Origin of the sequence: Microbacterium dextranolyticum (genome assembly GCF_016907295.1) — a bacterium.
Lineage (GTDB): Bacteria > Actinomycetota > Actinomycetes > Actinomycetales > Microbacteriaceae > Microbacterium > Microbacterium dextranolyticum.
In genome coordinates, this window is the sequence record NZ_JAFBBR010000001.1 from 2,149,055 (window position 1) to 2,171,916 (window position 22,862).

18 protein-coding genes and 1 tRNA gene are annotated in these 22,862 nt (G+C 69.3%); 7 read left to right on the top strand and 12 right to left on the bottom strand.

Annotated features, from left to right (window positions below; translation table 11 throughout):
• Window positions 1-4 precede the first annotated feature (4 nt).
• Window positions 5-988: a hypothetical protein gene (locus JOE64_RS09940; RefSeq protein WP_204964104.1), complete on the bottom strand. Its 984-nt coding sequence runs from the start codon at window positions 986-988 to the stop codon at window positions 5-7.
• Between the two features lie 70 nt (window positions 989-1,058).
• Here JOE64_RS09940 and JOE64_RS09945 point away from each other — a divergent pair, with 70 nt between their 5' ends.
• Entirely contained in the window at window positions 1,059-1,490 is a 432-nt protein-coding gene (locus JOE64_RS09945; protein WP_204964105.1) for a very short patch repair endonuclease, read from the top strand.
• Between the two features lie 100 nt (window positions 1,491-1,590).
• Complete coding sequence (locus JOE64_RS09950) at window positions 1,591-2,571, top strand: DNA cytosine methyltransferase (protein WP_204964106.1); 981 nt, start codon at window positions 1,591-1,593, stop codon at window positions 2,569-2,571.
• Window positions 2,572-2,573: 2 nt separating this feature from the next.
• Here JOE64_RS09950 and JOE64_RS09955 read toward each other — a convergent pair whose 3' ends face one another.
• Window positions 2,574-3,569: a NaeI family type II restriction endonuclease gene (locus tag JOE64_RS09955; RefSeq protein ID WP_271202453.1), complete on the bottom strand. Its 996-nt coding sequence runs from the start codon at window positions 3,567-3,569 to the stop codon at window positions 2,574-2,576.
• A 231-nt stretch (window positions 3,570-3,800) separates the two neighbouring features.
• Here JOE64_RS09955 and JOE64_RS09960 point away from each other — a divergent pair, with 231 nt between their 5' ends.
• Complete coding sequence (locus tag JOE64_RS09960) at window positions 3,801-4,931, top strand: tyrosine-type recombinase/integrase (protein ID WP_204964107.1); 1,131 nt, start codon at window positions 3,801-3,803, stop codon at window positions 4,929-4,931.
• A gap of 206 nt (window positions 4,932-5,137) precedes the next feature.
• On the opposite strand, the gene JOE64_RS09965 is transcribed toward JOE64_RS09960, so the two are convergent.
• Together JOE64_RS09965 and JOE64_RS09970 are read right to left on the bottom strand one after the other, a co-directional pair.
• Window positions 5,138-5,212, bottom strand: a tRNA-Arg gene (locus JOE64_RS09965).
• Window positions 5,213-5,288: 76 nt separating this feature from the next.
• Window positions 5,289-6,089 carry a phosphatase PAP2 family protein gene (locus JOE64_RS09970; protein ID WP_204964108.1) on the bottom strand — a complete coding sequence of 267 codons (801 nt, stop codon included), beginning with the start codon at window positions 6,087-6,089 and terminating at the stop codon, window positions 5,289-5,291.
• A gap of 98 nt (window positions 6,090-6,187) precedes the next feature.
• Here JOE64_RS09970 and JOE64_RS09975 point away from each other — a divergent pair, with 98 nt between their 5' ends.
• Window positions 6,188-7,069 carry an endo alpha-1,4 polygalactosaminidase gene (locus JOE64_RS09975; protein ID WP_204964109.1) on the top strand — a complete coding sequence of 294 codons (882 nt, stop codon included), beginning with the start codon at window positions 6,188-6,190 and terminating at the stop codon, window positions 7,067-7,069.
• Window positions 7,070-7,076: 7 nt separating this feature from the next.
• Here the strand turns inward: JOE64_RS09975 and poxB are convergent, their stop codons facing one another.
• On the bottom strand, window positions 7,077-8,825 hold the full coding sequence (gene poxB, locus JOE64_RS09980; RefSeq protein ID WP_204964110.1) for a ubiquinone-dependent pyruvate dehydrogenase: 1,749 nt from the start codon (window positions 8,823-8,825) through the stop codon (window positions 7,077-7,079).
• 126 nt (window positions 8,826-8,951) lie between these two features.
• On the bottom strand, window positions 8,952-9,848 hold the full coding sequence (locus tag JOE64_RS09985) for a LysR family transcriptional regulator (RefSeq protein ID WP_204964111.1): 897 nt from the start codon (window positions 9,846-9,848) through the stop codon (window positions 8,952-8,954).
• Between the two features lie 163 nt (window positions 9,849-10,011).
• On the opposite strand from JOE64_RS09985, the gene alsS reads away from it, so the two are divergent.
• Together alsS and budA are read left to right on the top strand one after the other, a co-directional pair.
• Complete coding sequence (gene alsS / locus JOE64_RS09990; protein WP_204964112.1) at window positions 10,012-11,787, top strand: acetolactate synthase AlsS; 1,776 nt, start codon at window positions 10,012-10,014, stop codon at window positions 11,785-11,787.
• A gap of 105 nt (window positions 11,788-11,892) precedes the next feature.
• A complete protein-coding gene (budA, locus tag JOE64_RS09995) occupies window positions 11,893-12,627 on the top strand; it encodes an acetolactate decarboxylase (RefSeq protein ID WP_204964113.1) in 735 nt (244 codons plus the stop codon).
• Between the two features lie 41 nt (window positions 12,628-12,668).
• Here budA and JOE64_RS10000 read toward each other — a convergent pair whose 3' ends face one another.
• The 6 genes from JOE64_RS10000 to JOE64_RS10025 all read right to left on the bottom strand — a co-directional run bounded on the left by JOE64_RS10000 (window position 12,669) and on the right by JOE64_RS10025 (window position 21,586).
• A complete protein-coding gene (locus JOE64_RS10000) occupies window positions 12,669-16,154 on the bottom strand; it encodes an error-prone DNA polymerase (protein ID WP_204964114.1) in 3,486 nt (1,161 codons plus the stop codon).
• Window positions 16,154-17,794: a DNA polymerase Y family protein gene (locus tag JOE64_RS10005; protein WP_204964115.1), complete on the bottom strand. Its 1,641-nt coding sequence runs from the start codon at window positions 17,792-17,794 to the stop codon at window positions 16,154-16,156. The genes JOE64_RS10000 and JOE64_RS10005 overlap by 1 nt, the downstream gene beginning before the upstream one ends.
• A gap of 2 nt (window positions 17,795-17,796) precedes the next feature.
• The gene (imuA', locus tag JOE64_RS10010) at window positions 17,797-18,513 is read right to left on the bottom strand and encodes a DnaE2-dependent mutagenesis accessory factor ImuA' (RefSeq protein ID WP_307821708.1); all 717 of its coding nucleotides are present in this window, start codon (window positions 18,511-18,513) and stop codon (window positions 17,797-17,799) included.
• A 314-nt stretch (window positions 18,514-18,827) separates the two neighbouring features.
• On the bottom strand, window positions 18,828-19,325 hold the full coding sequence (locus tag JOE64_RS10015; protein ID WP_204964116.1) for an HNH endonuclease: 498 nt from the start codon (window positions 19,323-19,325) through the stop codon (window positions 18,828-18,830).
• A 361-nt stretch (window positions 19,326-19,686) separates the two neighbouring features.
• Window positions 19,687-20,601: a peptidoglycan DD-metalloendopeptidase family protein gene (locus tag JOE64_RS10020; protein WP_204964117.1), complete on the bottom strand. Its 915-nt coding sequence runs from the start codon at window positions 20,599-20,601 to the stop codon at window positions 19,687-19,689.
• A gap of 277 nt (window positions 20,602-20,878) precedes the next feature.
• Complete coding sequence (locus tag JOE64_RS10025) at window positions 20,879-21,586, bottom strand: iron-dependent transcriptional repressor DtxR (protein ID WP_204964118.1); 708 nt, start codon at window positions 21,584-21,586, stop codon at window positions 20,879-20,881.
• A 115-nt stretch (window positions 21,587-21,701) separates the two neighbouring features.
• Here JOE64_RS10025 and serC point away from each other — a divergent pair, with 115 nt between their 5' ends.
• A complete protein-coding gene (gene serC, locus JOE64_RS10030) occupies window positions 21,702-22,820 on the top strand; it encodes a phosphoserine transaminase (RefSeq protein ID WP_204964119.1) in 1,119 nt (372 codons plus the stop codon).
• Window positions 22,821-22,862 lie beyond the last annotated feature (42 nt).

The window sequence follows — 22,862 nt, forward strand, 5'->3', positions numbered from 1 at the left end:
CTGCTCACAGCCTCACCTCGAATCCCATGATCTCGATACCGACCAGCGGGCGCCAGCCCAGAAGCTCGGCAACGTCGACAGCGGTCCCCTCCGTACGGCGCATATTGACGAGGCTCTCGGCCTGAGTCTCGTCCGCCACCGAGCGGTCGATGACGCAAACAACGACCGGAGAGAATGTCTCGGCGATGTACTTGATCGCCCCTTGACCATCGAGCAGGACTGCCTTGTAGCCGCTCGGAGCCTCCTCGAGCGTGGCCGACGAATAGATCCGGCTGAACCAAGTGGCGGCCTCGCGGCTCCATGGCCTGAGAAGGGTATCCAGCCGGTCCCCGTCGGAATCTCCAAGCCTGCAGAGCACGGCCTCGAGATCGGCTCTCAGTCGCGACTCGATGCCGACGAGCGCGAGGTCCTGCGCTGGCGCGACGAGACGGTCATCCCAGCTCTCGATCGCCCGGGTATAGCGCACGATGCTCCCCGGCCGGACGCGCACCTCACGGCGCTCGCCGTCAACCGCGAGCGCGGGCGCCATCCTCAGGAAGCTGGTCACTTTGAAGTGAGATCCGGCGTATCGCATCCGAGCGGGGGTGACAGCCTCGTTGAGCTCGCGAAGCTCGCCAGCGTAGACGTAACTGGCGTTGAGGGCTCGATACCATGCCTGGGAACCGCCGTCCCGCGCAACCTGCAGCGGATTCCCGGCTCCGGTCGGAACGGGACGCGTCAGCGTCCACCCCGCCCCGACTAGGGCCGCGACGTAATCTCGCCGCGGCACGGAGAGGACGACGATCAGTTGCTTTCGATCGAGCGAGTCGGCGTGCCTCGCCAGCCGCGCTCCGAGGGCGAGATAGTTTCCCGCCCAGGCCACCTCGACGGGCTCTGTCTCGGAATTCTCGGCAAGCGAAAAAACTGGGCGAGCACTCCCCTGTGCCGTTGTCTCCGCCATCTGCGTCGCCTCCCAGCCGACATGAATGACGTTACCGAGCGCTTTCATCTCGAGGGGGAAACCCGACTACCGTGTCGCCTGGGTGGTTGCGAGGGCGGGCTCGTCCGATACTGGTGATATGCGTCGCTCGATCGAGGATCCTGGAGTTCCCGAGAACCCGCGTCGGCGAAACATGCAGGCCAACCGCCGAAAGGATACGAAGCCGGAGCTCGCGGTCCGATCGCTCCTTCTCGCGGCCGGACTCAGATACAGATGCGACCTCCGCCTGAGGGTTGGCCGACGCGGTGTTCGCCCCGACATCGTTTTCACACGTCGGAGGGTCGCCGTGTTCATCGACGGTTGCTTCTGGCACTGCTGTCCGGAGCACGGTGCCATACCGAAGAAGAACTGGGACTACTGGGATCCGAAGCTCGCTCGCAACCGGCAGCGGGACGCCGAGAACACCGCCGCCCTTCAGTCGGCGGGCTGGCTGGTGATCCGCGCCTGGGAGCACACTCCGCCGGAAGACATCGCCGCCGGAGTCGCGGCAGTCGTAGCCTCCCGGACGTAGTCCGACCCCGCGTGCCCGCGATGTCCGACCCCGATGTCAAGCTAGGTTTAATCGACCGTCAGGGTTTCACCCTATCCAGCGCTTCCGGAGGCAAGACACCATGACCACCTCGCAGCTAAGCACTCTGGAAATCTGCGCAGGAGCCGGCGGGCAGTCATACGGGTTAGAGCAGGCGGGCTTCGGACACGAGCTCGCTGTGGAGATCGACCGTGATGCAGCAGCGACACTTCGACTAAACCGGCCCGCCTGGAATGTCCACGAGGGTGATGTCCGAGAGATAGACGGGCGCGATTACCGAGGCATCGATCTCCTTGCCGGTGGTGTCCCGTGCCCGCCATTTAGCGTTGCAGGCAAGCAACTCGGCTCCGACGACGAGCGGGATTTGTTCCCGGAAGCGATCAGGTTGGTGCGTGAGGCTCGCCCTGCCGCGGTGTTGCTCGAGAACGTCAAGGGTTTAGCTTCAGCACGCTTTCAGCCCTATCGCGATTCCATCCGCAGCGAACTCGAGAAACTCGGATATCAGACGGACTGGCAGTTGCTGCTGAGCTCGGAGTTCGGCGTTCCGCAGCTTCGACCACGCTTCATCCTCGTTGCGGTCAAGGGCGCGAAGTTCAAGAAGTTCGAATGGCCCGGGGCAGTCGGAACGCCCCGCATGGTCGGAGAGACTTTGCTTCCGTTGATGAGCGCCAACGGCTGGGTAGGAGCAACGGCGTGGGCGAAGCGAGCCAACTCAATCGCGCCGACTATCGTCGGCGGCTCCAAGAAGCACGGGGGTGCGGATCTGGGCCCAACGCGGGCCAAGGCTGCGTGGTTGGCCCTCGGTGTGGACGGTAAAGGTGTTGCCGATGAGGCGCCTTCAGCCGAGCACCCCATCCGGCACTTGCCCCGACTTACGAACGAGATGGTGGCCCGCGTTCAGGGATTCGACGACTCGTGGAAGTTCTCCGGGCGGAAGACTTCCGTCTACCGTCAGATCGGCAACGCGTTCCCGCCCCCAGTCGCGGAGGGCGTAGGTGCGGCGATCAAACGCGCGATCGGCGCGGAGGCGACGAAGCGGCGCCCTCTCGCGGTCGTGGCGTGACCTCAGGATCGATTTTCCTCTGAGCGTCGTTTGCGTCGCTTTTCCTCGTCTGGCAGAAGCGGTGCGGGCAGACTCGACGCTTCTCCGCTCGCAGCAAGCCGCCATAGCTGCCCATCGAGGAGGGCCCCTTTGCCGTCGCGGCTTGGCACGACACGCGCCGCAACGTATTCCGCGCGGCTCGGCACGGGAAGGCCGAGTTCCGCCGCGACGTCAGCGTGATATACGCCGCTCATTATCAGATACCCGTCCGGACGCAGCAAATCACGGGCGCCGCCGTTACCTCGAGCGCGCTTCTGATGATCTAGCTGACGCGCAATCGTCGCGACGGTGGAACGATGTATCAGGAGACCCTCAGCTTCGAGGAACAGTCTCGCGACGCGCTCAGCCCCAGACCGACTGTCCAGAATGTGGTTGACGCTGGACTGGGAAAGGCGCAGCAACACGTTCTGAGGCATCGGCGCGTTCCGCCACAACCACCGGACGTGCTGTCGACCGAAGGCGCTCAGCCAGCTCTTCTGGTCTCGGTTTCCTTTGCTGCGAGTGGTGAGAAACTCCGGACGCACACGGATTAGGCCAATCGAGAACTCGGACCGTGGGTCACTGCCAGTGGCCACCAGCGCGATCTTTCCGAAGACCTCCGGAGGGAGCATCCATCGTCCATCGTCCTGGCTCCACTTCGCGTCTACATCGTGCCCCGCGATGTTGTAGTCGAGACCACGATCGAGGGGGTCGCCCGGATCACCAGAACCGTCTGCGAACTCAAACTCTCGCTGAGCATTGATCTCGAAAAGGGTGCCGAAATGAGTCTTCTCTGTCTTCGCGAGCTCTTCCCAACGGTAGCGTCCGGTCTCCGCTCCGTTGTAGATCATGTCGTAGGTGTGGCGAATGACGCTCGCCCATCTCCTACCTGTCGGATCAAGGCGCAGGAGGGAGCCAGCGACCTCATCAAGTGCCGGGTCATCTATCGGCTCAAACCCAGGGAGCACGGAATCAGTCACATTCGTGATCCTACTGAGAGTGTTCTGCGTAGCTCACGCAGACACCACGGACCGGAGCAGTGCGCTTTCGCCTCCGCCGAACGAGAACGACAATCCGCTCCGCGCCAACGACACGTGTCGACACCCACCCGCATAGCGAGACGTGCCGTCGCGGCGGCGTTGACGCGGCGGCTCGAGTGTCCGACACTGGCCCGGTACTGTCCGACGAGCCAGGCACGAACGGAGGTCGCGATGGGCAGCATCACCCCATACGAGTCGGCGAGAGGCCGCCGCTACCGCGTGCGCTACCGCAAGCCGGATCACAGCGAGGCGGAGAAGCGCGGCTTCACGACGATGCGCGAGGCGAAGCTCTACCTCTCGATGGTCACGGTGTCGAAGTCGAAGGGCGAGTACATCGATCCCGTTGCCTCGCGGGTGCCGGTCATGATGTTCGCCGACAGCTGGCTGCGTTCGAAGCAACCGCCGATGTCGAAGCCGTCGTACTACATGACGCTCGAGCGGGCGTGGAAGAATCACGTGGCTCCGGTGTGGGCGCACCGGGAGATCTGGTCCATCCGACGCTCGGAGGTCCAGGACTGGGTATCCGAGCTCGCGACGCAGAAGTCGAGCACCGTCGTAAAACGTGCCCTCGGGGTGCTCGCCGGTATCCTCGACGTCGCGATCGACGACCGTCGCCTCGCGAGCAATCCCGCGAGGCACATCCGCAATCTCCCGCGGAAGGGTCCCGGTAAGCGACGCGTCTATCTGTCGCATGACCAGGTGGCGACCCTGGCGGCATGCTCGGCGCACCCAACCATGGTTCTGACGCTGGCCTATACCGGCCTGCGTTGGGGTGAGGCGACCGGGTTGCGGGTGCGAAGTGTGAACCGGCTGCGCAAGCGCTTCGTCATCGAAGAGAACGCAGTGATGATCGGCTACGAGATCCACGTCGGCACACCGAAGACGCACGAGAAGCGCTCGGTCCCCTACCCCGATCGCCTCGCTCCGATGATCGAGCAAGCCTGCGCCGGCAAGGGGCCGGAGGGGCTGCTCTTCGGCGACGGCGTCAACCACATGCGCAACTCGGGCAGCCAGGGCTGGTTCGCGAACGCAGTGAAGCGCGCGCAAGCGATCGATCCGTCGATCCCTCGACTCACCCCTCACGACCTCCGCCACACCGCCGCGTCACTCGCGATCAGCTCCGGCGCCAACGTGAAGGCGGTGCAGCGGATGCTTGGCCACGCGTCCGCGGCAATGACCCTCGACACCTACGCCGACCTCTTCGACGACGATCTCGATGCCGTCGCATCTCGCCTGAACGACGCCATGCCTCTGATCGCTCTGCCGACGGGTCCTCAAACCCGCTACCGCCGTCCGCAGTGAAAGCCAAGAGCAGATTGCTCAGCTTCCCGAAGGTGCTCGACCCGGGAAATCGGCTCGGGTTGCGAGGCTTTGAGGATCCGATTGAAGCCCTCAGAAGCGCCTTGCTTTCGGCTCATAGGTTTCTCAAATGCGGGCAAAAAGCGGGCAAAACGCGATCCTGAGAGGTCTGACGACGGAAGAAATACCTGGTCAAGAGCAAAAAGATGTGGTGCCCCTGGAGGGATTCGAACCCCCGACCCGCTCCTTAGGACGGAGTGGCTCTTCCACTGAGCTACAGAGGCTGGCCCTTCGAGTTTAGCGTTGCGGCCAGTGCGATCCACCCGGACACCCACAAGACGAACCCGAGCACGACACGACTCAGCCGACGCGGCGGAACAGGCGCGCGGCGAGCAGCGACGTCGCCCCGATGGTCACGGCGATCGCGACCAGCCCCGCAAGCGTCGACACCTCGGGCGGCGCGTCTCCCCCGGCGACCGCGAGGTAGGCGACGCCGAAGGCGCAGGCCGAGACAATCGATGCCACGACGAGCAACCCGACCGTTCCGGCGATGCCGTGTCGTGGTGTGGCGGCGGCGGGGCGCAACGGCGCGAGCACAGCTCCCCCGAGAAAGACGAAGATCGCCACGACGAGGATGCCTCCGACGACATCACTGGGCCGGTGCCACTGGTTGCCGACCAGCAGTGCGCCGATCGCGATGAGCACCGCGGCTCCGACGGCGGCGATCAGAGGGCGCAGCCGTGGCGCACACACGAGGAACAGGGCGAACACCGCCGAGGCCGCCACCGTCGTATGCCCCGAGGGGAACGAGTTGTGCCACTCTCCGGTCGCGCCGTTGTCGGGCCGGCTCAGCAGCTCGTGCTTCAACAGCTGCGTCGTCAGGTTCGACGCCGTGACGACGGCGAGCGCGACGACGGTCGTCAGCACCTGGCGACGCAGCAAACCGATAACGACGGCCAGCACGACGATGCCGGCGCTGACGAGCGGCACCGCATCGAGGGCATCCGCGAATCGCGTCGCGGCGGCGAACTGCGCTCCGATCCGTGCCTGCTCATCGAGCAGCTGACCCATGTAGCCGTGCACGAAGAAGAGGTAGAACCCGACGAACGCCACCACGAGCCCGGCGGCGATCGCCAGAAAGTGCCAGGAACGAACGGTCATCCATCGATGCTCGCACGCGCACCCGGACGAACGCCCAGACACGCGGCGGAGCTTCCTGTGCGCTCCCTAGGGATCGACACTGGCGTTAGAGTCGCCGGATGAGACCGCCCGTGGCCCCGCGCCGCCGCTCACGATCGGTGACGGTCGCACTGGTGGGCATCTTCCTCGTCACCGGGTGCGCTGCCACGACCACGAACGGCGAGAGCGCGCCTCCCCCGGCGAGCGCCACCGCGACATCCCCGGCGACGTCTTCACCCGGCGACGTGACGCTCCCACCCGCCGGCGCCGGGTTCGACTACCAACTCGGGGGCGCCTACGCCCCGCCGCCCGGTGTGACCGTCGTCGCCCGTGACCGCACCGCGCCACCGGCCGCGGGTACGTATGGCATCTGCTACGTCAACGCGTTCCAGACCCAACCCGGCGAAGCATCCTCCTGGCCGTTTGACCTCTTGCTCACCGACGCCTCCAGCCACCCCGTCGTCGACCCGGGCTGGCCCGACGAGGTGATCGTCGACTCCCGCAAGAGCGACCGGGTCGCCGCGGTCGTCACCCCCTGGATCCACGGCTGCGCCGACGCGGGCTACCGGGCCGTCGAGTTCGACAACCTCGACACCTACACGCGCACCGGCGGCACCCTCACCCGCGACGACAACCTGCGCCTCGCTCGGCTGCTCGTCACGGCGGCACACCGTGCTGGCCTCGCTGCCGCGCAGAAGAACGCCGCCGAGGATGCCCCGCTGCTGCACGACCAGGCGGGCTTCGACTTCGCGGTTGCCGAAGAATGCGCGGCGCACGACGAGTGCGCCGCCTACACCGACGTGTACGGCGCGCACGTCCTCGCGATCGAGTACCCCGACACCCTCGACGCCCCGCTCGCGGAGGTCTGCGCGCGAGCAGACCGGCCCGCTTCGCTCATCCTCCGCGACCGGATGCTCGTGGCGCCGGGAACCCCCGGCTACCGCTACGAGACCTGCCGCTGAGCGCGGCTCAGTCCTCCGAGGTCGACCCGCCGAACAGACGGCGGAAGACGTTCGTGTCGGCGAGATCGATCAACTCATCACCGCGCCCCGACAGGATCGTCTTCAGCGCCCACACCGAGAAGCCCTTCATCTGCGCCGCCGTGATCGCCGGCGGCATCGACAGCTCTTCGCGCGCCGTGACGACGTCGACGAGCACCGGGCCATCGGTGGCGAGAGCCTCGGTCAGCGCTCCGCGGAGATCCGCCCCCTTCTCCACCCGGATGCCCTTGACGCCGAGAGACTCGGCGACCGCGGCGAAGTTCGGATTGTCGAGCTGCGTGCCGAAGTTGACGATGCCCGCCGCCTTCATCTCGAGCTCGACGAAGTTCAGCGACGCGTTGTTGAACACCACGATCTTGATCGGCAGGTCGTTCTGGCGGATCGACAGCAAATCGCCCATCAGCATCGCGAGGCCCCCGTCGCCGGCGAGCGCGATCACCTGCCGCGAACGGTCGGCCGCCTGCGCGCCGAGCGCCTGCGGCATCGCGTTCGCCATCGACCCGTGCAGGAACGAGCCGAGCAGCCGGCGCTGCCCGTTCATGGTCAGATACCGCGCCGCCCAGATGACCGGGCTTCCCACATCGGCGGTGAACACGGCATCCGGCGCCGACAGCTCGTCGAGCAGACGCGCCACGTACTGCGGGTGGATCGGGGCCTTGCCGTCGTCGACGGCCAGCTCGTCCAGGGTCTTCCGCGCCTTGCGGTAGTGCGCGACGGCATCGTCGACGTGCGTGGGGCTGCGCCCGTCATCGATGAGCGGAGTCAGTTCGATCGCGGTCTCACGCACCCCGCCGACGAGGCCGAGATCGATCGGCGTGCGCCGCCCCAACTGCTCGCCCCGAAGGTCCACCTGGATGATCGTCGCCTTCGCGGGGAAGAACTGCCGGTAGGGAAAATCGGTGCCGAGCATCAGCAGCACGTCGCACTTCTCCATCGCGCGGTACCCCGACGAGAAGCCGAGAAGTCCCGTCATCCCCACGTCGTAGGGGTTCTCCCACTCGATGTGCTCCTTGCCGCGCAGGGCGTGCACGATCGGCGCCTGCAGCTTTGCGGCGAGCGCGACCACCTGGTCGTGCGCGCCCGCGACACCCGCTCCGGCGAGGATCGTGACCTTCTTCGCGCCGTTGAGGATCTCGGCCGCCTTCTGCAGGTCGCCCGAGTCGGGCAGCACGCGCGAGCGGGTCGCCGTGATCGCCGCGGTGGGACGACGCTCCGGGGCATCCTGGAAGAACACGTCGCCGGGAACGACGACAACCGCGACGCCGCGCTTCTCGACCGCGGTGCGCATCGCGATCTCGAGCACCCAGGGCAGCTGCGCCGGGTCGCCGACGAGCTCGGAGTAGACGCTGCACTCGCGGAAGAGCTCCTGCGGGTGCGTCTCTTGGAAGTACGCGCTGCCGATCTCGGCCGACGGGATGTGCGAGGCGATCGCCAGCACCGGCACCCGGTTGCGGTTCGCGTCGAAGAGGCCGTTGATGAAGTGCAGGTTGCCGGGTCCGCACGACCCCGCGACGACGGCGAGTTCGCCGTTCAGCTCGGCATCCGCCCCCGCAGCGAACGCGGCCGCCTCTTCGTGCCGCATGTGCAGCCATCGGATGCCTCCGTCGCGCCGCAGCGCGTCGGTGAAGGCGTTCAGCGAGTCACCGGGAAGGCCCCACACCCGATCCACGCCGGCCCGCTTGAGAGTTTCGATGAAGAAGTCTGCAACGTTCGCCATGCCTCCACGCTAGCCCTGTGACGAGGTGGACGAGTGCGGGTGGCGCGGCGTGCTGGGCGTTCGCACAGGTGTCGGGCGCGGAACGGCGTGACCGCGCCGCGGCTCATACGGCGACCGCAGGGCGGCTCACACGGCCGGCAGCAGAGCGGTGCGAACCAGCTGCACGAGTGCTTCGGCCGCCGAGCTGAGGGGGCGCCGTCGCGCCCACGCGAGCGATAGGTCGAACGGCGGAACGGCGTCCGCCGCGGACACGACACGTGTGCCCGTGATCGCCCCCGCGACGGCGAACCGCGGCACGAGCGCGAGCCCGAGGCCCTGCGGCACGTACTGCGCCGCCGTGGAGATCTCCGCCACCTCGATCAGCACCCGGCGCGACACCCCGGCGTGCGCGAACGCATCGTCGACGATGCGCCGCGACCCGTACCCGGGCGGCAGATCGATGAACCGCTCACCTTCGAGCTCGTCGAGGCCGACGACGTCGCGACCGGCGAGCGGGTGAGCCTCGGGCACGACCAGCGCGTACGGCGACGAGGCGACGATCTCGCCCTGCAGCGTGGCCGGCAGCCCGTCCACGGCGGCGAGCAGCGCCAGGTCGATCTCTCCCCGCTCGAGCTGCGCGACGAGGCCAGACGAGCCCAGACCCGTCGCGCGCAGCTGCAACACGACGGCCGGATGCCTCGCGTGAAACGCACCGAGCAGGCTCGGCACGTCGACGAGGTCGACACCGGTCATGAGACCGACCGTCACGGTGCCGCGCAGCTCCGTCCCTGCGGCGGCGACGGCCTCGCCGATCTCGCGCATCCTCTCGAGCACGTCGCGCGAGCGCGCGAGCAGCTCCTCGCCCGCCCCCGTCAGCCTGATCTGCCGATGAGAACGGTCGAAGAGCGCGACGCCCAGCTCTCGTTCGAGCTCGCGCACCGTGGTCGACACCGCGGACTGCGCGAGCAGCAGCCGGTCGGCGGCGCGGGTGAAGCTCATCTCCTGCGCGACGGCGACGAAGACCGAGAGGTGGCGGACATCCATACCTCGATCATGCCCGCCTGGGCGCTCCGCAAGGAATCGTCGCCGGACATCGCCTGACGCGGCCGTCGCGCAGCGCATCGCCCGCGGACCCATCTGCGAATCAGAACAGTCACATCGTGATCGCCGTCTTCCTCGCCGACGGCGCCGGGCAGACCATGGAGGCATGAGCATCGCACCGGTCATCTCCCCCGCACCGTCGACCGCCCCGGCCGCGCCCTCCGCCGTGACCCCCAACGCGACGGCCCCCGTGCTCGACCGCGCCGCCGATCGAGTCGTTGAAGTGCTCCGCGCCCACGGCGTGCGCTGGGTGTTCGGCGTGCCCGGCGCCAAGATCGACCCGGTGTTCGACGCCCTCGCCGCCGTGCAGGGCGAGCCCGGAGCACCCCTGCTGGTCACCTGCCGCACCGAGCAGAACGCCGTCTTCATGGCCGCCGCGATCGGGCGCCTCACCGGCATCCCGGGCGTCGTCCTCGTCACGAGCGGCCCCGGCACCACGAACCTCGCGACGGGTCTTCTCACGGCCACGACCGAAGGCGACCCCGTCGTCGCGATCTGCGGGGCGGTCTCGCGGTCGCAGCACCTCAAGCGCGCCCACCAGGCGATGGATGCCGTCGGCATGCTCCAGACCGTCACCGTCTCGGCCTGCGAGGTGACTTCTCCCGACAACGTCGCCGAGGCGATCGTCAACGCGTTCCGCGCCGCGACGCGCGAGCCGCGCGGCGCCGCCGCGGTCGTCCTCCCCTACGACGTGTCGACCGCGCCGAGCGCGATCGGGTTCTCCGACCCGATCGTTCCGGCGGCCGTGGGCGGTGCCGCACGGGCATCCATCGCCGATGCCGCCGCGCTCCTGCGCGAGGCCCGCTTTCCCGTGATCCTCGCGGGTGCGCGCAGCGGCGCGCCCGAGGCGGTGGCCGCGCTCCACGAACTGCTGCGGGTCACCGACCTGCCCGTCGTCGAGACCTTCCAAGCGGCCGGCATCGTCTCGCGCGAACTCGAAGACCACTACCTCGGGCGCGTCGGCTTCGCCCGCAACCAGCCGGGCGACGTGCTCCTGCACCACGCCGACCTCGTCCTCACGCTCGGCTACGACCCGGTCGAGTTCGTCCCCGCCGAATGGAACCTGGGCAACGCGCGTCGGCTCATCCACCTCGACACCGCGTCGGCCGACATCGACAACGACTACCGGCCGACGGTCGAGCTCGTCGGCGATCTCGCCACGACGCTGCACGATCTGACGGCTGCGCTGCTCGCCGTCGGCGGGCTCCACCCGCGCGGCACCGACGCCGAGCACATCGTCGCCCGCGAGCGCACTCGCCTCGCCGAGAACACCGACCTGGGCGACCCCGACCACGACGATGCCTTCGGACTCGACCCCGTGGCTGTGGTCGCCGGCATCCAGAAAGCCCTTCCCGATTCGGCCACGGTCCTCTGCGACGTGGGCTCGAACTACCTGTACATGGCGCGTCACTTCCGCACGTATCGCGCGCGGTCGCTGATGTTCTCCAACGGCCAGCAAACCCTCGGCGTCGCCCTGCCGTGGGCGATCGCGGCGAGCCTGGCCGACGCGGGAGACCCCGTGCTGTCGGTATCGGGCGACGGAGGATTCCTGTACTCGGCCGTCGAGCTCGAAACCGCCGTCCGCCTCGGAACGCAGTTCACCCACGTCGTCTTCAACGACTCGGCCTACGACATGGTCGCCTTCCAGCAGGTCGAGAAGTACGGGCGCACCGCCGCCGTCGAGCTCGGTGCGTACGACGTGGTCGCCTTCGCCGAATCCTTCGGCGCGCACGGCCACCGCGTCACCCGCATCGAAGACCTCGTGCCGACGATCATCGCCGCCCTCGCCGAAGACGGACCGTCCGTCATCGACGTGCCGGTCGACTACCGTGACAATCTGCGGCGCCTCGGCGGCGACCTGCTCGCCGACGTGCTGCTGTAACACCGCCCGCCGGGCGGCGAGCGCACCCTGTCTCGTCGTCCGACCCGCCCGGGCACACCCTGCCCCACCCCTCGCACCCGCCCTCGCCTCACAAAGGAACGCGACATGCCCACCGACGAACGCCGCACCCTCTTCCAGACCAGCCTCATGGCTGCCCTGCTCGACGGCATCTACGAAGACGACATGACCACGGGAGAGCTCCTGCAGCACGGAGACTTCGGCATCGGCACCTTCAACGCCCTCGACGGCGAGATGGTCGTGATCGACGGCGTCGCCTACCGCCTGCGCGGCGACGGCACGGCCACGGCCGCGCCCGATGACGCCGCCACCCCGTACGCCGTGGTCACCGACTTCGTCCCCACGATCACCCGCGAGCTGCCCGACGGCGCGACCCGCGCCGAGGCGTCCGAAGCGATCGACGCCATCACCGCGTCGGCGAACTACATGTACGCCCTGCGCATTACCGGGCGCTTCCGCCGGATCACCGCGCGCACGGTCACGCGTCAAGAGCGCCCCTTCCGCCCCATGACCGAGGCGACCGACGACGACGCCGTGCTGCAGTTCGACGACGTCGACGGCACGGTCATCGCCTTCCGCACGCCGCTGTACGAGCAGGGCATCGGTGTTCCCGGATGCCACGCGCACTACATCGACGACAGCCGCACCCACGGCGGCCACGTGCTCGACTTCACCCTCGAGCACGGCAAGGTCGAGCTGTGCCTGTGCACCGACCTGCACCTGCGCCTGCCGCTGACCGCGGAGTTCCGCGAGGCGGCGCTCGCGCCCGACGACCTGCACGACCAGCTCGCGAAGACCGAGCTGCACGCCGGCCGCTCCTGACCTCTTTCGCTCTCGTCACCCTGGCCTCGCCGTCGCCGAGGTCATTGGAAGTCGCGGGAGCGGTGGCGAACGCCCACACGCAGGTCTTCGAAACCGTCGGCGACGAGGTTCGTGACTCCCTCGGGCGAGCGCTCCAGCATGCCGCGGGCGATGAGGGCGGGCGAGTCGCGCAGCACCCGCCGATATCTGTCCCAGACACCTGCGGAGCAGATGATGTTCATGAGGCCGTGCTCGTCTTCGAGGTTCAGGAACGTGATCCCGGATGCCGTGGCCGGCCGCTGCCGATGGGTGACGAGCCCTGCGACCTCGACCCGTCGGCCGACCTCGTGGGTGCGCAGCTCGCGCGAGGCGAGCACCCCCCGGGCATCCAACCCCGCACGGTAGTGGACCAGTGGGTGATCGTCGGTCGAGATGCCGGTCGCCCACAGGTCGGCCGCGAGCACGTCATAGCTCGACGGATCGGGGAACAGCGGCGGCTGCACCGACACGAGCGTGCCGGCCAGGAACTCGCTGCGGTCCTGCGCCGCATCGCCCGCGAGCCAGATGCCGGCGCGCCGCCCGAGGCCCATTCCCTCGAACGCGCCCGCCGTGGCGAGCGCCTCGACCTGCGCCTCGGTCGCGCCCGTCCGCCGGACGAGGTCGCGGAGGTCGCGAAAGGGACCGTCCTGCGTGCGGGTGGCGACGATGCGGGCAGCCAACCGCGCGCCGACGCCGGTGACGGCGGCAAGTCCCAGCCGCACGGCGAGTGCGCCGTCGCGTCGGTGGGCGGCCGACTCGTCGGGAGCGGACGCGTCGAACGGATCGACCGGAGGCTGCAGACGGTCAGCGCAGGATGCCCGTCCGGTCGGCGCGATCCGCGCGGCCGGCGCGGACGCCTCATCGGCGGACGGCGCCCCGGTCACACCACCGCCCCCGCCGTCCGCCCCGTCCGCCGCGAGCGGTTCGAGCCCGGCATCCACCCCCGACGCATGGATGTCGGGGCGACGGACGGTCACCCCGTGTCGACGCGCATCCGCGGTCAGGGTCGCGGGCGAATAGAACCCCATCGGCTGCGCGCGCAGGAGCGCGGCGAGGAACGCCGCCGGGTAGTGCAGCTTCAGCCACGATGAGGCGTAGACGAGCAGCGCGAACGAGAGGGAGTGGCTCTCGGCGAAGCCGAAGTTCGCGAACGCCTGGATCTTCGCGTAGATGTCGTCGGCGACGGCTCCGACGAGGCCGTTGCGCTCCATGCCCGCGTAGAGTTTCTCTTTGACCGACTCGATCCGCTCGATTCCGCGCTTCGATCCCATCGCGCGGCGGAGCACGTCGGCATCCTCGCCGGTGAGGTCTCCCACCGCCATCCCCATCTGCATGAGCTGCTCCTGGAAGATGGGGATCCCGAGGGTGCGCTCGAGCACCGGTCTCAGCTTCTCGTGCACATAGGTCACGGTCTCGCCCTGCACCTTGCGCCGCACGTACGGATGCACCGCACCGCCCTGGATCGGCCCGGGGCGGATCAGGGCGATCTCGATCACGAGGTCGTAGAAGCGCCGCGGCTGCAGACGCGGCAGCAGGCCCATCTGCGCGCGCGACTCGACCTGGAACACCCCGATCGAATCCGCCCGACACAGCATGTCGTAGACGGCCGCCTCCTCCTTCGGGATCGTGTCGAGGGTCCACTGCTCCCCCGTCGAGGCGGCGATGAGGTCGAAGCAGTACTGCAGCGCGGCGAGCATGCCGAGCCCCAGCAGATCGAACTTCACGAGCCCCATCCAGGCGGCGTCGTCCTTGTCCCACTGGATGACGGTGCGCCCTGCCATCCGCGCGTGCTCGATCGGCACGACCTCGCCCACGGGCCGCTCGGTCAGCACCATGCCCCCGGAATGGATGCCGAGGTGCCGCGGTGCCTTCATCAACGCCCCCGCGTACTCCAGCACCCGGTCGGGGATGTCGTGCATGCCCGGGATGATCTCGCCGCGCTCGACCTGCTTCGACCAGGCATCCTGCTGCCCGGGCGAATGCCCGAGCGCTTTCGCCATGTCGCGCACGGCGTTCTTCGGCCGGTACTGGATGACGTTCGCGACCTGCGCCGCCCGTTCACGCCCGTACTCGTCGAAGACCCACTGGATGATCTCCTCGCGCCGATCCGAGTCGAAGTCGACGTCGATGTCGGGCTCTTCCTCGCGCATCGCCGAGAGGAACCGCTCGAACGGCAGATTGAAGAAGATCGAGTCGATCGCCGTGATGTCCAGCAGATAGCAGACCGCGCTGTTGGCCGCCGAGCCCCGCCCCTGGCACAGGATGCCTCGGCGCCGAGCCTCGGCGACGATGCCGTGGACGATGAGGAAGTACCCCGGAAAGTCCTTCTGCTCGATGACGCCGAGCTCTTTCTCGATGCGTGTACGACCGTCGTCGTCGAGGTCGGGATACTTCCGCGGCACGGCCTGCCACACGAGATGGCGCAACCACGACATCGGGGTGTGCCCCTCGGGCACGGGGAGTTTCGGCAGTGCCGGCTTCGCCCGGCGGAGGGGGAAGGCGAGCTCGTCGGCCAGAGACACGGTGCGCGCGATCGCCCCCGGATAGCGCCGGAACCGCCGCGCCATCTCGGCCCCCGAGCGCAGATGCGCGCTCGCGTGCGAGGGCAGCCAGCCGTCGAGCTCATCGAGACCCCGGTTCGCGCGGACCGCGGCGACCGCCGCGGCCAGGTGCACCCGCTCGGGCACCGCGTAGTGGACGTTGTTCGTCGCGACGATCGGCAGGCCCCGCTCCGCAGCGAGAGCGGCGAGCACGTCGTTGTCGCGCGTATCGGTGGGACCGCCGTGGTCGATGAGCTCGACGGTGACCGCCGCCTGACCGAAACGCTCGACGAGACGGTCGAGCGCGCGAGAGGCGGCGTTCGCTCCCCCCGTCGCGAGGGCCTGGCGCACGGCACCCTTCCGACACCCGGTGAGGATCGCCCAATGCCCATCGGCATGCTCGGCGAGGTCGTCGAGGTCGTAGCGGGGCCGCCCCTTCTCGCCGCCCGCGAGCTGGGCGTGCGTGATCGCCGCGGCGAGGCGATGGTACCCCTCCTCCCCCCGGGCGAGGACGAGCAGGTGCTCGGCGTCGGGATCGGCGGCACCGGAGCGGGAGGGCGCGGCCCCCGCGCGGGGTGCGACCCCGGCCAGAGCCGCGTCGGGCGAGCTCGCGAGCGAGAGCTCGGCGCCGAAGACGGTGGCCAGGGCGAGCTGCTCGGCCGCCTCGGCGAAACGGACGATCCCGTAGAAGCCGTCGTGATCGGTGACGGCGAGGGCATGCAACCCCAGGCGCTCGGCCTCTTCTGCGAGCTCCGCAGGAGAGGAGGCGCCGTCGAGGAACGAATACGACGAGTGGGCGTGCAGCTCGGCGTAGGGCACGACGTCGTCGGGGCGCTCGATCTTCGGTGCCCGGTAGGGCCCGCGCTTGCGCGAGAACGCCGGGCCGTCGCCGCCGTCGGGTTCGGTGCCCTGGCTGCTGAGCAGGCGTTCCATCTCAGACCAGGTCACCGACGGATTGTTGAATCCCATCAGTCGTACACCCCCTCCGCCTGCCAGACCCCTGCCTCGCACACGAGCAGCCACGCCCCCTGCATGTGGTCGACGATCTGGAATCGATGAGCCCATCGCGCCCGCTCGGGATCCCACCCGCGCTCGATCACGGGCCACGGCCCCGCCCATTGCCGGATGCCACGACGCTGCCCCGGTCCGGAGGCGCCCGGTGTCACGAGCCACACCGGCTCGGCGGTCACCTCACCCCGGGCATCCACGGCGACCATGTCGCCCTCGCCGTCGAGCACGGCGACGCTCAGCGCTCGCGGGAACACGCTCGCCGGCAGCGGCCCCGGCACGCTCCCCGGCCAGGGCCGCGCCGCGGCATCCGACGACACCCGCGCATCGCCCCAGGGCACGAGCTGCTGCCGCTCCGCAAGCCAGCGGCCGCCCCCGATCTCGGGGATCAGCACTCCCTGATGCCCGAGCATGGCCTGCACCCGGGACAGCGCGTGATGCACCCGTTCTTCCGGCCCCGAGCCGAACAGCCGCGCCGTGTGGTGCGCCGCGGCATCCACCCCCTCGGGTTCGATCCGCACGCTCGTGACCGCACTGCGGAGCCCTCCCGTCGCCGCGCCGCGGGGCGGGCGTGCCGCCCTCGACCCCGTCGGCGCGGTCGAGGCTGCCTGCTCGGCGAGCTGCCAGCGCACCCGGTCGACGATCGCCGCCGCATCGAAGGCCCCGGGGTGCAGCCAGACCCGATCGCTGCGATCGCCGTGCTCGCCGGTGAGCACGACGCGCAGCTCGGTGCACACGAGTCCCTGCGCCCCGAGCCGTGAGGTGAACTCCTCGGCCGGAAGACGCAGCCCGAACGCGATCTGATCCGCGAGAGCGACGGGGGGCTCGAACACGACCTCGCGATGCAGCTCGGGAGGCGGCACACGCGCGGTCACCGGGCGCGGATCGCGGCCGGTGACGAGAGCGTGCAGCCGGATGCCGGGCGCCCCGAATCTCTCCCCCAGCCGGTCGGCCCCGAGATCGGCGACCTCGCCCAGTCGCTGGACACCGAGTCGGGCGAACAACCCCGCGATCCCCGGGGTCTCACCTTCGAGCACACCGACCGACAACGGCGCGAGGAAATCTGCTGCGCCCCCTTCGGGCACGATGCGCACGGGGTCGGCCGCACGCGTGCCGACGCGAGCGACCTGCTCGGCGGTGAACGCACCGTCGGCCACCCCGACGCGGACGTCGTCGATGCCGAGCGCGACCACGACCCCGGCGAGCACGGTCGCCGCGGCCGCTTCGGACCCGTAGTACCTGGCCGGCCCCTTCGCCTGCAGCGCGCACAGGCCGGGATGGATCAGCTGCACGCCGGGGGCCGCCTCTTCGATGCCCGCGATCACGGGGGCGAAGACCCGATGGTCGCGCACCGGGTCATCCGTCACCACGATCAGTTGCGGGCACCGCGCCTGCGCATCGCGTCGACGCTGCCCCCGGCGCACCCCCTCTGCGCGCGCCGCCGCAGAGCAGGCCATCACGACGCCCTTCGCGAAAACGGCGATCGGCGCGGCGGGATCGGGGGGATCGTCGCCGTCGCGCGCGAGCGCGACGATCGGCCAGTCCGGCACCCAGACGACGAGACTGCGCGGCGGGAGGTCCGGCGCGACGGCGACGCCCATGCTCACACCGCCCGGGCCATCGGAACGGATCCCGTGAACGGGACGGGGCGCGCCGCGGCATCCCACCCCCGCTCCACGGGGGCGACGGCGCCGTCGGCGTCCGGCAGCAGCACCCGGCCCGTCCGCGGCGCGGGAAAGCGCCGGCTGGTCACCGTGATGGTCAGCTCACGACCGGAGAGTAGGCCGTACCCGTCGCCGAGGCCCGTCCATGACGGATCCCCCACGTCGATCATGGCCTCGGTCTGCGGCCAGGGCCCCTGCACGAGCAGCACCGCTTCACGCTCGCGCATGCGGGCGGCCAGGCGCGCGATGTCGCCGTCCGTCGCCCGTGCGGGTGGACGGACCGCCACGACCGGCAGCACATCGGCGATCGCCGAGGTCACCGCGAGCCATCGCTCGCCCGGATCGGGGACGATGACCAACCGCGACAGATCGACCCCCGCCGCACGAGCCGCCTCGACCCCCAGATGCGGCATGCCCACGGCGGCGCACCAGGCGCCGTCCTGCGACGGCCGGGCGAACAGCGCGAACAGGAGCGAGGTCGAGCGCCCGAGGGAGTACGACGCGCCGGGCCGCAGACCGCCGCCGGGCAGTAGGGCGGCGAGGGCACGGGGAACAGGCAGCACCGGCGTCTCGAGACGCCGCCCCTGCATCCGCTGCATCTGGGCGCGGAGGGTGCTCACGGTGTCGGCGACATCCGCGGCAGCGACATTCCCCACGATCGGCCTCACTTCATCAGATTAGAACTTTTGTTCTAATCTCTCAATCCAGTGAGTTCGAAGATAGCCACGGCATCCGACATCGCTCTCAGCCGCGTGCGCGCCTCACTTCCCGTCGCGAAACCGCGCTTGTGTCACGCAAAAGAGCCCCAAAGCGTACACACGGGAGGTCTCGCGGGGAATCCGCACCCCGAGACGGACGAGGCAGACGAGACAGACAGAGGTCAGCGCGGGGGCGCACCAAGCGGGTCAGACGCGGCAGACGCGGCAGGCGCGAGGGGCGCGCCAAACGCGACAGACACGCCAGGCGCGGGTCAGGCGGCGAGCGAGAGGTAGGGCTCCCACGCGGGGTCGGAGCGCTCCGTGCCGCGCACGGTCCACTGCGTGCCGCGCGGCGGCTGCGGCGTCCACCGCAGCTCCCAGTTCATCTCCTGCGGCGTGCGGTCGCCCTTCACGTTGTTGCAGCGCAGGCACGCCGCGACCAGGTTCTCCCACGAGTCCGCTCCCCCGCGCGAGCGCGGCAGCACGTGATCGATCGTGGTCGCCCCCTTTCCGCAGTACGCGCAGCGGTTCCCGTCGCGACGGAGCACGCCGCGGCGGGTCACCGGCACGCGCCGCGCCCCGGGAACCCGCACATAGCGGGTGAGCACGATCACGGCGGGTCGGTCGACGTGACCGCGGATACCCCAGACCGGGCTCTCGTCGATCCGCTCGATGACGGTCGCCTTCTCGTTCATGACGAGCACGAGGGCCCGCTTGAACGACACGACGGCCAGGGGTTCGTATCCGGCATTCAGTACCAGGGTGCGCATGCGTGTGTCCTCTCGAACGGCCGTGACGGCTTCAGCGGCCTTTTCGGTGCGAGATCGCAGACGTCTCAGAGGGTGCAGGCACGAAAAAAGGCGCTGTCATGAAGACAGCGCCTTGATGTCACCGCGAAGGTCGCGGCAGTCGTGTACCCGATGCCGAAGGACATAGCGGCCGGAGGCGTTCCGGCAGAGGGCATCCATGGTGCGGATGCGGTCTCCTGCGATGTCCATCGACTCCCCCTCGGCTTCTGCGAGCGTCGGGATCAGAGTAGTACAGGCGGCAGACGGTTCGGCGAAAAGCAGATGAACGGATGCCCGTGTCGCCACAGGCATCCGTTCATCACGTCGTTCTCGGACCGGAGGGTCAGCGGACGTTGGCGGCGAGCCAGTCCTCCGCGTAGATCCACGAACCGTTGACGTAGATCTCGAGGTGCAGATGCGTGCCGAATGCGCGGCCCGTGTCGCTCACCTGTCCGATGATCTGACCGGCGCGAACGGTGTCGCCGACCGCGACGCGACGCGATCCGTAGAGCATGTGGGCGTAGAGCGAGGTGACGCTCTGACCGCCGACGTTGTGGGCGATCTTGACGTACACGCCCCAGCCGGGGCCGTCCTCGTCGGAGGCGACGACGACACCGTCGGCGATCGCGTAGATGGGGGTGCCGCGGGCGACCATGTAGTCGGTTCCCTTGTGGCCCGCGTACGGCTCACCGAAGTGGTCGAAGTACGGCAGGGGGCGCACGACGGATCCCGCAGGGGCGATCGTCTCGGCGAGCGATCCCGAGTACGTCGATCCCGAAGTGGACCCCGAGCTCGCGCTGGCGGTCGCGCTGGCGGCGGCCGCGGCGAGGCGGGCGGCTGCGGCAGCCTTGGCCGCCTCCTCGTCCTTCTTCGCCTGGATCTCTTCGGGGGTCGTGGCCGAGTACGAGCCGCGCGCGAGGGCCGCGGGGGTCGCCTCGGAGGCGACGACCAGCGACTGGGCGTTCTCGGCGGCGACCTGCTGCATCGTCGTCACAGCCGCCTCGGCCGGCACGGTGCCCGCAGCGGTTACGGCGGCGGGCACGGCGACCGTGGCCACGAGACCCGCGACGGCGGCGACGGTGAAGAAGCTGCGCATCGGGTGGGGCTTGCCGGCGGCGCGGCGCTCGGCGCGCGTCTGGCGGGCAGGGGCGGATGCCACGGGGCGGGGCGTCACGAGACGTCGTGCACGGCTCCGCAGAGCGGTCTTCGTCGGCTCGGACTCGGGTGTCCCTTGCGACGGGTCGAACGTTTCAGCCAATTGTCCTCCGGCGCCTCTGCGCACGCACCCGAAAGGAGCTGCACTGGTTCGTCGGCACTCGGTGTCAGGGCACAGATGTACGGGTGTCACCGAGCGGACGACGAACCTGTGAGGCAATTCGCGCGGCGGTCCGTGGCGGGCTTCTCGCCACTGGGACTTTTCGAGGCTACCCGAAGGTAACGAATATGTCACGCACAGCCCATCGCACCCAGGTCTCTCCCACCCGGCACTCAGGTTCGCGCGCGCGGCGAGCGCACGGCGAGGGAGCCGAGACGCCTCAGGATCGCGGTGCGGCGTCGACCAGGAAGATGTGCGACGCGACCTCCACGGGCAGCTCGAGCCCTTCGTCGAAGCCCTCCATCTGCACGAGGACGTAGCCCTCGTTGAAACGGAAGTCGCCGGCCGCGCCGGGCACGACACCCGCGTCGCGCAGCTGGGTCAGCAGCTCGGGGTCGACCTGGACGGGCTCAGCCAGGCGCCGTACGGTGCCACTGAGGGGTCCGCCGGTCTCGTTCAGCTGGCGGACGAGTCCGACCACGCCGTCATCGAAGGTGTGGGCCGGTGCGTCGCCGAGCTGGTCGAGACCCGGAATCGGGTTGCCGTACGGCGACTCGGTCGGATGCCCCAGCAGCTCGATCAGGCGACGCTCGACGAGCTCGCTCATGACGTGCTCCCAGCGGCACGCCTCATCGTGCACGTACGCCCAGTCGAGGCCGATGACATCGCTCAGCAGACGCTCGGCGAGCCGATGCTTGCGCATCACGTCGACGGCCTTCTGCCTGCCGGATTCGGTCAGCGCCAGCGACCGGTCGTCGGTGACGACCACGAGGCCGTCGCGCTCCATGCGACCGACCGTCTGCGAGACCGTGGGCCCGGAGTGCCCGAGCCGTTCGGAGATGCGCGCGCGCAGGGGCACGATTCCCTCTTCCTCGAGCTCGAGGATGGTGCGCAGGTACATCTCAGTGGTGTCGATCAGATCGGTCATGTCTGCCTCGGGGCGCGGGACGGTGTGCGCTCCCAGCCTATCCGTTCGCGGGTGCGCGGGATTTGACCCGGCGACCGGACGGGACGGTCCGGCCGCCCGCCCTAGAATCGGTGGCATGTCCCACGTGACCCTGCCTCGCGAGATTCTTCCCACCGACGGCCGCTTCGGCTGCGGACCTTCGAAGGTGCGCCCCGAACAGCTGGCCGCCCTTGCCGGTCCCGGCTCGGTGCTCATGGGAACGTCGCACCGTCAGTCGCCGATCAAGAACCTCGTCGGCCAGGTCCGGATGGGCCTCAGCGACCTGCTCCGCCTGCCCGACGGCTACGAGATCATCGTCGGCAACGGCGGCGCGTCGGCGTTCTGGGACGCCGCAGCCTTCGGTCTGATCGAGCGTCGCGCCCAGAACCTCGTGTTCGGCGAGTTCGGCGGCAAGTTCGCCGCGGCCGCCGCCGCCCCGTGGCTCGAAGCGCCCGACGTGCGCAAGGTCGCCCCCGGTACGAGCACGGTCGCGGAGGTCGTCGCCGGTGTCGACGTGTACGCCTGGCCGCACAACGAGACCTCGACCGGTGTCGCCGCCGCGGTGACGCGCGTGCACGGCGACGAGGGCGCGCTGACCGTCATCGATGCGACGAGCGCCGCGGGCGGCATCAACCTGCGTATCTCCGAGGCGGACGTCTACTACTTCTCGCCGCAGAAGAACCTCGGCTCCGACGGCGGCCTGTGGTTCGCCGCGGTCTCGCCCGCCGCGATCGAGCGCATCGAGCGCATCGCCGCGTCGGACCGCTACATCCCCGAGTTCCTCAGCCTGAAGAACGCGCTCGACAACTCGCGCCTCAACCAGACGCTGAACACGCCCGCCGTCGCGACGCTGTTTCTGCTCGACAAGCAGCTCGAGTGGATCAACGGCAACGGCGGACTCGGATGGGCCTCCGCGCGCACCGCCGAGTCCTCGTCCGTGCTGTACGACTGGGCGGCCTCCGCGTCGTACGCGACGCCGTTCGTGGCCGAGGCGGCCGACCGCTCCCCCGTGGTCGTCACGATCGACTTCGACGACACGGTGGATGCCGCCGCCGTCGCCGCGAGCCTGCGCGCCAACGACATCGTCGACACCGAGCCGTACCGCAAGCTCGGCCGCAACCAGCTGCGCATCGCGACGTTCGTCTCGATCGACCCCGAGGACGTCCGTCAGCTCGTCAAGTGCATCGAGTACACGGTCGAGCACCAGCAGGGCTGATCATCGCCGTGGGGTGCTGACGCGGCGGAACCGCCTCAGCAC

Coding starts and splice junctions, on each gene's coding strand:
- JOE64_RS09940 (WP_204964104.1), bottom strand. CDS start 988: ATGAAAGCGCTCGGTAACGTCATTCATGTCGGCTGGGAGGCGACGCAG.
- JOE64_RS09945 (WP_204964105.1), top strand. CDS start 1,059: ATGCGTCGCTCGATCGAGGATCCTGGAGTTCCCGAGAACCCGCGTCGG.
- JOE64_RS09950 (WP_204964106.1), top strand. CDS start 1,591: ATGACCACCTCGCAGCTAAGCACTCTGGAAATCTGCGCAGGAGCCGGC.
- JOE64_RS09960 (WP_204964107.1), top strand. CDS start 3,801: ATGGGCAGCATCACCCCATACGAGTCGGCGAGAGGCCGCCGCTACCGC.
- JOE64_RS09970 (WP_204964108.1), bottom strand. CDS start 6,089: ATGACCGTTCGTTCCTGGCACTTTCTGGCGATCGCCGCCGGGCTCGTG.
- JOE64_RS09975 (WP_204964109.1), top strand. CDS start 6,188: ATGAGACCGCCCGTGGCCCCGCGCCGCCGCTCACGATCGGTGACGGTC.
- poxB (WP_204964110.1), bottom strand. CDS start 8,825: ATGGCGAACGTTGCAGACTTCTTCATCGAAACTCTCAAGCGGGCCGGC.
- JOE64_RS09985 (WP_204964111.1), bottom strand. CDS start 9,848: ATGGATGTCCGCCACCTCTCGGTCTTCGTCGCCGTCGCGCAGGAGATG.
- alsS (WP_204964112.1), top strand. CDS start 10,012: ATGAGCATCGCACCGGTCATCTCCCCCGCACCGTCGACCGCCCCGGCC.
- budA (WP_204964113.1), top strand. CDS start 11,893: ATGCCCACCGACGAACGCCGCACCCTCTTCCAGACCAGCCTCATGGCT.
- JOE64_RS10000 (WP_204964114.1), bottom strand. CDS start 16,154: ATGGGATTCAACAATCCGTCGGTGACCTGGTCTGAGATGGAACGCCTG.
- JOE64_RS10005 (WP_204964115.1), bottom strand. CDS start 17,794: ATGGGCGTCGCCGTCGCGCCGGACCTCCCGCCGCGCAGTCTCGTCGTC.
- JOE64_RS10015 (WP_204964116.1), bottom strand. CDS start 19,325: ATGCGCACCCTGGTACTGAATGCCGGATACGAACCCCTGGCCGTCGTG.
- JOE64_RS10025 (WP_204964118.1), bottom strand. CDS start 21,586: ATGACCGATCTGATCGACACCACTGAGATGTACCTGCGCACCATCCTC.
- serC (WP_204964119.1), top strand. CDS start 21,702: ATGTCCCACGTGACCCTGCCTCGCGAGATTCTTCCCACCGACGGCCGC.